The sequence below is a fragment of the Paenibacillus sp. MMS18-CY102 genome (genome assembly GCF_009789195.1).
Lineage (GTDB): Bacteria > Bacillota > Bacilli > Paenibacillales > Paenibacillaceae > Paenibacillus_T.
Window position 1 is genome coordinate 1 of the sequence record NZ_WSTC01000064.1, and the last position, 10,054, is coordinate 10,054.

At 36.1% G+C, this 10,054-nt stretch carries 10 protein-coding genes; 3 read left to right on the plus strand and 7 right to left on the minus strand.

Annotated elements, in window-relative coordinates:
- The first annotated feature begins 1 nt into the window (after nucleotide 1).
- Nucleotides 2–82 (plus strand): IS3 family transposase, encoded by an 81-nt coding sequence (locus tag GON22_RS26830; protein WP_087440906.1) that lies wholly within the window; start codon nucleotides 2–4, stop codon nucleotides 80–82.
- 681 nt (nucleotides 83–763) lie between these two features.
- Here the strand turns inward: GON22_RS26830 and GON22_RS25210 are convergent.
- From GON22_RS25210 to GON22_RS25220, 3 genes are all read right to left on the minus strand, one after another.
- The gene (locus GON22_RS25210; protein WP_160398818.1) at nucleotides 764–1,387 is read right to left on the minus strand and encodes a hypothetical protein; all 624 of its coding nucleotides are present in this window, start codon (nucleotides 1,385–1,387) and stop codon (nucleotides 764–766) included.
- A gap of 123 nt (nucleotides 1,388–1,510) precedes the next feature.
- Entirely contained in the window at nucleotides 1,511–2,785 is a 1,275-nt protein-coding gene (locus GON22_RS25215) for a competence protein CoiA family protein (RefSeq protein WP_160398819.1), read from the minus strand.
- Nucleotides 2,786–2,950: 165 nt separating this feature from the next.
- Nucleotides 2,951–3,721, minus strand: a complete 771-nt coding sequence (locus GON22_RS25220) for a GIY-YIG nuclease family protein (RefSeq protein WP_160398820.1) — start codon at nucleotides 3,719–3,721, stop codon at nucleotides 2,951–2,953.
- Between the two features lie 403 nt (nucleotides 3,722–4,124).
- On the opposite strand from GON22_RS25220, the gene GON22_RS25225 reads away from it, so the two are divergent.
- On the plus strand, nucleotides 4,125–4,400 hold the full coding sequence (locus GON22_RS25225) for a hypothetical protein (protein WP_160398821.1): 276 nt from the start codon (nucleotides 4,125–4,127) through the stop codon (nucleotides 4,398–4,400).
- A gap of 93 nt (nucleotides 4,401–4,493) precedes the next feature.
- Here GON22_RS25225 and GON22_RS25230 read toward each other — a convergent pair whose 3' ends face one another.
- From GON22_RS25230 to GON22_RS25240, 3 genes are all read right to left on the minus strand, one after another.
- On the minus strand, nucleotides 4,494–5,579 hold the full coding sequence (locus tag GON22_RS25230; RefSeq protein WP_160398822.1) for a hypothetical protein: 1,086 nt from the start codon (nucleotides 5,577–5,579) through the stop codon (nucleotides 4,494–4,496).
- Nucleotides 5,580–6,327: 748 nt separating this feature from the next.
- Nucleotides 6,328–8,310 (minus strand): ATP-dependent DNA helicase, encoded by a 1,983-nt coding sequence (locus GON22_RS25235; RefSeq protein ID WP_237179345.1) that lies wholly within the window; start codon nucleotides 8,308–8,310, stop codon nucleotides 6,328–6,330.
- A 272-nt stretch (nucleotides 8,311–8,582) separates the two neighbouring features.
- The gene (locus GON22_RS25240; protein WP_160398824.1) at nucleotides 8,583–9,578 is read right to left on the minus strand and encodes a DGQHR domain-containing protein; all 996 of its coding nucleotides are present in this window, start codon (nucleotides 9,576–9,578) and stop codon (nucleotides 8,583–8,585) included.
- 151 nt (nucleotides 9,579–9,729) lie between these two features.
- Here GON22_RS25240 and GON22_RS25245 point away from each other — a divergent pair, with 151 nt between their 5' ends.
- Nucleotides 9,730–9,930 carry a helix-turn-helix domain-containing protein gene (locus GON22_RS25245; RefSeq protein WP_160398825.1) on the plus strand — a complete coding sequence of 67 codons (201 nt, stop codon included), beginning with the start codon at nucleotides 9,730–9,732 and terminating at the stop codon, nucleotides 9,928–9,930.
- Here GON22_RS25245 and GON22_RS26335 read toward each other — a convergent pair.
- The coding region (locus GON22_RS26335; protein ID WP_237179346.1) for a hypothetical protein at nucleotides 9,834–10,054 on the minus strand (221 nt) is incomplete at its 5' end. The two genes, GON22_RS25245 and GON22_RS26335, sit on opposite strands and share 97 nt — an antisense overlap.

A 10,054-nucleotide genomic window follows, 5' to 3' on the forward strand; every position in this document is an offset into this window, starting at 1 on the left:
CATTCACTTTTACAATTACGAACGGCTACAAGCAAAACTAAACGGCCTAAGTCCAATGGAATTCAGGACCAAGGCCGCTTAATTAGCTTTTATTTTTTGTGCTGTCTACTTGACGGGGTGCAGTTCATGATGAGTGCAGCTTTATTTGTTGCTCTCGATATTTTATTTTATCCGATAATCTCCAATCGCTCTGAAATTGGAGAAAAATCGGATAAAAGGGATCCCACAAACGTCCGTTTTATTTCGGAATTACCAACTCCATTCGAATCACAAGAACAAGAAATGCAACACACTTTTTATAATTTGGTTAATCCATTTTTTAAAATATACCTTCAAAACAAACTTTAAAAACCGCGTTTTAATTTTGATTTTGAACATTTCCATTCTCCTCTACGTTTGACGTTGGAGGAGCCCTTTATCCTTATACACATTCTAGCAGTGAAGATTTGTCCATTGCAACAGTGACGTAGTTACAGTCTAGATTACGAACATTGGATGACTTTTTCTATGTTGGTTGATTTGTGTCTTAAAACAAAAATTTACGTACTTTTGTGCTTTTCTATAAAGACAAGGTTACCTGCAATATAAAATAAACGCCTGATTTTTCAAGTCTGTACTTTAATGTTTTGTTAGCACATATGTGTCGCTGGACAGTGTGCGAGTTGAAACAACAATTCCTTGCAAATCGCTTATCACTAAGTTGATTGTAAAATTGCGGAATGATTCTGCAATCATTTTTGCCACAAATGCCACTCATATTTAATTAGATGTCGTTTAACTCCGATATACCGTCAGAAAATTTTTCTAAATTTATGTTATTGGAATTCTCTTCTATCTTTAAGAATCTATACTTTGTTTCAAATTTTGCACCTTTTATCGGAACTAAGATATAAGAGTCCTTATACGTATCAACAACAACGTAATCTTTGGAGTCAATTGTTACCTGCCAATATTCTGATTTTTTTCTAGCATCCATTTTACCCTGTGATTTGGAAATGGAGTAGGAACTAGCAAGTGATATTAGAATGAGAACAAATACAAACCATTTAATAAATCTCTTCTCCTCACTTCTATCTATTAATCTGTTTTTAAACAATGGTTCAATTATCCTAGCATCTATTTCACGAAATAATAGCCAAACGATGCACGACAAGAATATTAATAAAATGAAAAAAAAACCATCCATCAATAAGACTTTAATTGTTGGTTTGAATAATTGAGGTAACTGAAGTTCTATAAAGTCTTCTGGAATATGATAATATGATGCTTTCCCTGTTTCATATGCAAATGTGATTACATAATTGATAGCAGGTAAGATAAAGATAAAACCAGTTGAATTGAAAATTTCTATAAATTTCTTCCAGTTATTCTGAGTGGCAATACTCATTAGATTAATTTCCTCACTTAATATTCTTAGAATATATATTATGTCAGATTTCAACGTTCGCACGAAATTAGTTCATAACTATCCCCTTATAAATCGCTTTCTTAATGTAAAATAATTATGCCTTTAACTAAGGCCCTCTATTTCTACAAGCCAATAACGGATTGCAGCATCGTTTATTTTACCTAACATAAGACGAGTTAGACGCTTTATTTCTGAAAAGGTCAACCCATAATCTATCAAATCATTTCTGTACCGCACCAAGTAACGAAAGAACGCTTTAGCTTCTTTTTCTGTAATTGTTGCAGCTTTTAATCTTTCTAAATAGGTTAGAACATCAATATCATGCTCATGTAAAGCTTCTGCTGATGCGGCAGCTATCTGGCTGCCGACATGCTCCGCTAGAAGTGTATCTTCCTTAGCAAGTGCCTCAATGCGAATCTGCTCCAGCCGTTTAGTAACTGCATTTGTAAACTCTATACGAGCCTGCTCCTCCTTCTCTTCATTGCTCAACAAGAATTCATCGCGAATAATTAGCGCACTAGACATATGCATTCGGTAGCCAGAGGTTAATGCAAAGGCACGAAAAGGCTGTCTCTTCTCATCCAATATCATCCGATAGACAGAAAACATAATCTCATCATCAGTTGAATGAACATAGTAAAGGCTCCTGACATCGAGCTTCATAGGTGCGTGTGAACGATAACCGAGTAAGTCAAAAATATTAAAGTTAGAAATGTCCTTAATAAGATCTTTTAAAAATATCTCCCAAGTACGGTCTGCTGCCGTTTTAATCGCAAGTCCGTATTCTGCCTCCCACAAATGCATGACACGTTTATCAAAATCATCAGCAAGTTCTCTATCTTCTACGAACCAGATAGTCTCAAGTCCTTTTTCTAGGAAATACTTATTTCGTCTATTAATCTCACGAACAAGTTTTTCATCACCAGATTTGAGAACATTCGTAATAACAGAAATAGCAAACTCACGTTCACCCTTTTTTATGTAAATGTCTGGGTAATGCCGCCATCTTTCCGTTGCCTTCTCTTTAAAGCCATACTCAACCTTAAGGTTTGACTTAATGACTTCTTGGCTCTTCAATTCGGTATAGATAGCCTCTTTTATGACGGAATGTTTTACATTTTCTCGTCTAGATTGAGTTTGATAGGTATCGTAGGCGTCTGCATCCTGACAAGTCTTCCCTTTTAAATGAGCAAAGTGAATCTCTCGAATACTGCCTGCCCGTAAGGAGAGTTTTCCTCCACAAAATGGACAAGACATAGCACCTTTTTCAGCAATGCGCTTATATTTCTCGATGGCTCTCCCTCTTGAGATGTCGCTAACTTTACTCAGCTCAACTGTAATGTTCAATACATTTCCTTCGTATTGTGCGATGTCCATAACTAGCCCCCCTTAACAACCACAGCTTTAAGCCCTTACTTGCCTTCCACCACAAGTCGTCATTGTCGTAACCAATAGCAGACTTAAATTAGATAATGTTTCTTTCGCCCAACTTCATTAGTCTAGGAAATCACTTAATATTACCGTTTCTGAAAAAAGTTTTGATTAGATAGTAAGCTTTTTTGAGAAGTATTTTGAAGCAAGCAACTGGTTATAGATCCCTAGAGAATCCTTTTTACGGATGATGTTTAAAGCTTCTTGATAAGTAATACTCAATCTCAACATTAAGATTCTTGCTCCGTGTAGAAAATTTTCATACCCTTCATGAACCGGATTATCTGATAACTCTCTTAACGAATATCTAGAGGTAAGAGGTGATGGTTCGATTGATGTAAAACATTTGACTATCTCATAATTCTCCTTTCTTGCGCTTCTTTGACCGAAAACATTACCAGAAACAGCATTCCAAGGAGGGAGTTTCCCATTATTCAATCTATATGTCTCAATTAATATACCTTCTATTACTTTTAGCTGGTCTCTAGAACCATCCTTTGTAAAGTCTTTGATTTGAAATTGATCTGGATCGTATCCAAACCACTTATATATATTATTCCTAGTTACGGCTTGACTTAATGGCGATTGAACAAAAATAGTGAAACCAAGTTTTTCATTGGCCCGAAAATATTCCAATATATTTTCGAACTTACAGCTTGCGGGATCAATAGAAAGTAACCCATTATGTTGTTTGAATCGTTCTGTTAAGTCTACTGCTAAACCGATATATAATACTTCATTGGTGTAGTAATCCCAGAAACAATATATCCCTGAAGATGCCCAACCATAACTATCTGTTGCAGCACATAAATCATCAAGAGCAAATGAAATCTGATTAATTTCTTCTTTACTGTAAGCATCCATGATAATAGTCCCAAACAATAAACTACATCTCCTTTTTTAGACTTAATTCTTCTTTGAAGTTATAAGTGCACGGTTGATTCATGAAATTATGTGATGATTAACCTCATAGTCAAGATCACATTCAAATCCGAACTTTCAAGATCCTCCCAATATATTTCAGAATTGGATCCTTCTGATGTACTTGATACTAAGATCATCCATGAGTCATAATTGCCAGAAGGGTTTGCAATGAAAAACCTCAATTACATTTGTTTCGTAGTACAAGACTACTAACTCCAGTATGTATATTAGAGTCGTTACGTTCAGATAAAAGAATTATATCGATTCTCATCTACTTTTGGCAATAGTTACCATGGTAACTACAAATAACAAGGTCATCTCACTAACGAGTTTCCTGACGTTACTAGAACCCCCTTTGTCTATGAAACTGATCAGTTACAGGTTTACAGGCGTCTGGATTGTCGATGCTGGCGACAAAGGCGCTTTTGACGATACTCGCTTGGGTGAAAGAGAGAAACTTGCTACGAAAATTCGGATTACATTTTTTACTGCATCTTCATTGAGAAGCATGGGGAAAACCAAAGGTGCCAATCCCAACACCAAAAAAATTAAGAACTTTCAAAACGGCGGCCTATCGACTGCCGTTTTATTATTGTTTCAAGGCATATTCAACTATATGGTGTTACGTTTGACATAGGGAATATTTTATCGAACAGCTTTAGATCCGCTACTACCGACCTTTGGTGACATGTCGTTTCCAATGTTACTAAAGGTCGGTAGCATGAGGAAATTAACGGGTTCTTTTCTGTATAAATTCTAGCAATACTAAATCTGCTGTCTTTTTGATTCCATGAAAAATAGTGTCTTCACTAATTACCTCACCAGTAATCTCACTGTAATGGTCTGAAATCTTGCGTAGGCTCCATCCCTGTACTTGATAGTGAACCAACCATTTGAAATGTTCTAAATTCCTTTTTGTGCGTTCTTTAACGTAGCCCCTTTCCGCTAGAAATGCTTCAGACCTCTCACGGTACAACTCTTTATACTGTTTGAATAAGACGTCTATTTTGCTTTCAAAATTCTCCCAAGACTCTTTTCGAGGATCCCATGCTGTTCCAAAGTATGTAAGATGTGATTTATCATTCGAGTCATAATTCCCCTTTTTATTGAGAATTGAATAGAAAGTGCTCATCCATTCAAATGTTCCGGCACTTCCTTCCTCTTCATCGAGAAAGCTGAAGCTACTCGGAGTAAATATAAATGGGTACTCGTATTCAAAAAAATTATCGCGGTATCCATCGGTTCGACCAATGCTTTTGTTCAACTCAATATCATCTGATTCATCTTCGAAAAATACGCTCCTTGATAACGATAATAGCTCGTTATATGGCCATTCTTTGCTAAACCTTTCTGAATTGCGTAAAACCTCAAGTGATACCTTATGACGTTTAGCTAAAACCTTATACTCTGCAAGTCGTTTTATTCTATTCGACTCTTTACAATCGTCGTAATAGAATGAAAGAGCTGTAAGTGCGACCTTATGATAAAAATCGTCCTTACTTTTGAGTTTAAATTTGTTTATCCAAACTTCAATGGATCTTTTCAGTTTAAGATAGGTCGAATAATGATTTGTCTCTGCTTGAGAAACAATACTCCATTCACTTGGCCATTCTTGGCTTCCAATCCTATTATTTCGAAACCAATGATCAGCCTCAGAATAAGTATCATGAAGTAACACAAGATCGCTTACTGCTTCAGGAGCTAATTTTTCGATTTGTTCTAAAAAATATACTACTGCTGCATACTTATTGCTATCCATTAACAATGAAGAGTCACCATCGGTTATCCTATGTGGATGAAAATAATTCCCTTTCAAAAACTATCATCCTTCCTATATCTGTTTATTTATATCATCATAATTGATGAAACCTTTACATTATATGAAATAAAGAAAGAGCCATAAAATCAATAAACCTGAAAGCTGACTTTGAAAGATCTACATCTATGTTTTGTGTCACATACATAACACTACACTCGACCGACTGTTTCTTCACGCCTCTTTAACTTTCACTATTTATTAGGTGGAATTGTAGTAACAGATCGCCGCTGTAGGCGATGACTCTAATCCCAACCGACTAGGCCTATTGGGTTTGGATTACATTAGGTTTTGAGCCATAGTAATTTGACTACAAATCAACTGGCCGGTGTTGCCGACTGTTGGTCGCAGCATCTGGGCTGTCCCACGACATCCAGTAACGCTTGCTTTGAAGTGTCGCCTAGGAATTTAGTCGTCGTAGCTAGCTGAAAATCACCGTGACGGCATGTCCGGTCAGAACTAGGAACACGAGCTGAAGTTCTAGAACCCAACCGCAGTACCGGTCACCGATCGCTGAGGGTAGAACGTCCGTCCGAACCGGTAGCTCGAGCTGAGGATTCGCGAAGCAGATGGCAGTAGTAGATGCAGCCGATTTATGCGCCCGAGTTTAATACATTATTGCTCAGACTACAAGTTTTGTGAAAAAGCAACAAAATATAAGGTACTCAATTAAATATGTCTAAAAATAGGCCAACCAGAAATCTCTGGTTGACCTTGTAGAATAGCACGAAAGCTGTTACCAAAAATGCTAAGTGGTTTGAGTTAATAATCTTTTCGATGAAACAATATTACTTTGAACAAATGATTTGATATCTTCTATATTTTCAGTTCGCTGTCTAATAGGTAAAGCTTCAAGCACCATCTCTCTGTAATCCTTATCTGAAAGCGATGATAATCGGGAATCAAGAATACTTAAGACTCCTTTATCGGTCTCCGAGCGAATTAACCTACCTGCACCTTGTCTCAATCGAGTTAGCATCTCGGGAATTAAGACATCATTTCGTTTTTCAACTGTTGTAATTTTGTAATCTAATATAGGATCAGGTACTGGGAATGGCAACCTAACTATGATGACTTGCGATAAGTCATCTCCTTTGATATCAAGACCTTCCCAAAAAACACCTGTACCAAGTAATACTCCTTGCTTTTCCCTAAATTCACGAAGCACTTTATTTTGACCTGGCCCTTCTTTTTGAATCATAACAGGCCAAATTGGCGAATCGCTTTCTAATATTCGATGAATTTGACGCATATCTTCCTTCGAGGTAAACAAAACTAACGTTCTTCCATCCGTGATGTCTGCAAGGACTCTTATTCGTTCAGATATTGCCGTATAATATCTTGTTTTTGTTTCTTCACAAGTAGTTTGAGGCGCAGGCAAATCATTAGCAATATATAACCTGCAATTCTCTTTATAATTATAATCAGCATATTGGGGTTCTGCAAAACTTCCATTAAACCCTATAGAGTTTGCCATATACTTATATTTATTATCAAAACCACGCCCAGGTTGACAAATTGTAGCTGATGTCAAGATCACTCGGGACTGTTTTGTAAAAAGAGTTTTCTTTAAAAACTCGTTTGAATTCTTGGGACACATATGAATTTCTATGTTGATGCTATCAGTTGTTGCCCAAAACAGGTTTGCAGAAAGATCTGCTTTAGGAAATTCTATAATAAACTCAAACAACTGATCCAGTTCTTCTGTTAGACCATCGACTACTCTATTGCCATTACCATATCCCGAGAATTTGCTATCTAATGATGTAAGTGCAACAGATAATTCATTAATACAGTACTTCCATACCTTCTGATTTGCGGAACTAGGAAAGGTAATTGCAAAACGTTCAGTATCTCGGAACTGGGGGTCTCTCTTCTTTAATTCTAATTGATTCTGAATATCTTTTACTATTTTCAGCATTTCAATGTTTAATCGATTCAAAGTCTTTTTTATTTCATAGAAGGTAGGAAGTACATTCAGTGTCTTAAATAATTGTTTTATCAAAATGCTGAACGTTTTTTCACTCCAAGTTATCGTAAGTGCGCTTCGAATTTTAGTTTCTAGATTGTGAGCTTCATCAATTATTATCAAAGGGGATTGAGTATTTAGTAGGGGGCGTTGAATGTCTCTTTGTTTTAGAATCAAATCAGCAATAAGTAAATCTTGATTTACAATAATAATATCACGATCACTATAATCAGAAATCCCCGTTCTCATATTATAAAATTGACATTCCGATCGATGATCACATCGTTCATACAGACATCGATCGACATTAATTTTAGACCAATTTGAATCACTTACATCAAAATCAAACTTACTACGTTCACCTGCACGATTTTCAAAAACCGAATGAATTAATCTATTTAGATTAGGATCCCTCTCGGAATTTTTCACATAAATAGCACGATTAAAACATGTATAGTGTTCTTTCCCTTTACCTACGATTGTACGAACTGGCCTTCCGAGCAGTTTATCTGCTATGAAATTTGTGTCTCCAAGGAGTTGCTCTGATAGATGAATAGATGAAGTAGCGATAATAATTGGTTTATTATAAAGCTTATTTATTATCAATGCAGGAATTAGATATCCAAAAGACTTACCAATTCCCACACTAGCTTCAATCATAAGGTGTTGTTTCTTACAAAATGCTTCTGCAATATCCAAAGCCATATTTGCTTGCCCTTCTCGATATGTCAATCCAAGCTGTCCTTCCTCAATCTTATCCATAAAGTCAAAAATCGGGGTCATTATCCTTTCAGCAGTTAATTTATTTATATCCCATCACCTCATCTAAAATAAATTGAAATGCACAACATGGACACATATGTTCGGTCTTCTACAATATCTTACCATATATCTAAATTTGATTACATCACTTCTGACTTCATCTAAATATTTTCAAAAAAAATTCTTATCACTTTTCTTGGTCTATTAAACGAAAAAGCAGCCTAAATGGATCGGCTGCTCGTAGTTATAAGATGAAACTTACTTTTGTTTATTTACTTTGCAACCATTAATTCAATCAAATCTGTTGCAAGTGACTTTGAACCGCTGAGACCCTTAATATATTTTAAAGGACCATTAATTGACCAATCCACTTTTGCAAGTTTTTTAATACTTTTTTGTAACCGTTCATAATCTATATTTCTCTTATTCTCTTTGAAGCAACTGAGCCAAACGTTTTTTCCTGCCATGGACAGCGCATCAAGACACACAATATGGCTAATTCGGTAACCTTTGTAGTCGTTCCATTGCTCAGAACACGTTTGTTGAATCTCAGAATAATATCTTATTGCAAAATCCAATTTTTCATCTTTAGAAAGCGCGGCAAGCCGATTATCAGAAGTGAGAAGGTGTAACGTGCGGTACAAATTCTGCAGAGTCACGTGACGTCCTTTTGATCTTTTTCCTATAATACTTCCTATTAAATTAAATGGACTCGTTGGCCTAATCATCATTTCTGTAGCAACCCAGCTGATATCATCTGAATCTCTTCTTAAAAATCTACTTAGCGAAGATCCAATTCCTTTTGCTTTTGTATTAATGGTATCAAATAATTTTATCTCTTCATCCTCATCAAGATAATGATAACAAAGAAAAGGGATGTTTATTTCCGAGTTAGTCTGTTGAATATATTGTTCGGTCCCCCCCATCCGATGCTGTCCATCCATTAACGAAGCTTTCCCCTTACAAATAAGCCTTCCAATATTTTGACGGTTGAGATCATAAGACGAAAATTCCCAGTTACCTGATGCATTTAATAAGATTGGAGTGAACTGAGCCTCTTCACCTTGTGATAGATATTTACAAAAATCATCGCATCGTTTCTTATCAACCGGTCGCTGATATCCTTTCCCTGATGGGTGATCAAATGGTTTAACGTATATTAGACCTAGGCCGATGTTTGCCGAAAAGAAACTTTGATAAACCACTTTGCCACGCAATTTACTTTGAAGAACATTTTCTATTACGATTGGTGATGGTAGTGTCGTCATGCTGTCGCTGTTCTCCTTTAAATTAACTTTGATAAACTTAGCTTATCTTTATAATATATGTTTTAACATATATATTTCAATTGGTTTTATATGCTATAGGTGCATTCAACTCTGCATCCTTGTTACCTAATCTGGTAATGAGGTGGTTATGATGAGTAGGCTTTCAGCCCATGTTGGAGAAAAAATAAGGTTTTTTCGAAAGAATAGAGGATTAACTCAAGAGGAATTAGGAGAGAAAGTTGAGATTCCACAGTCTTACATTGGTAATATAGAACGAGGTTCCAAGAATATATCACTTGAAACGATCGAAAAGATCTCAGAAGCATTAAAAATTGAACCATCGAAACTCTGACCCTGCCCCGAATAGATAGACACATAGAAAACCTCTATAATAAAAGTGGAGGGATTTACTATGGGGCAACGGAAGCAATTTGATAAAGCATTTAAAGAACAGGCGGTATCGCGAATTTTAGCCG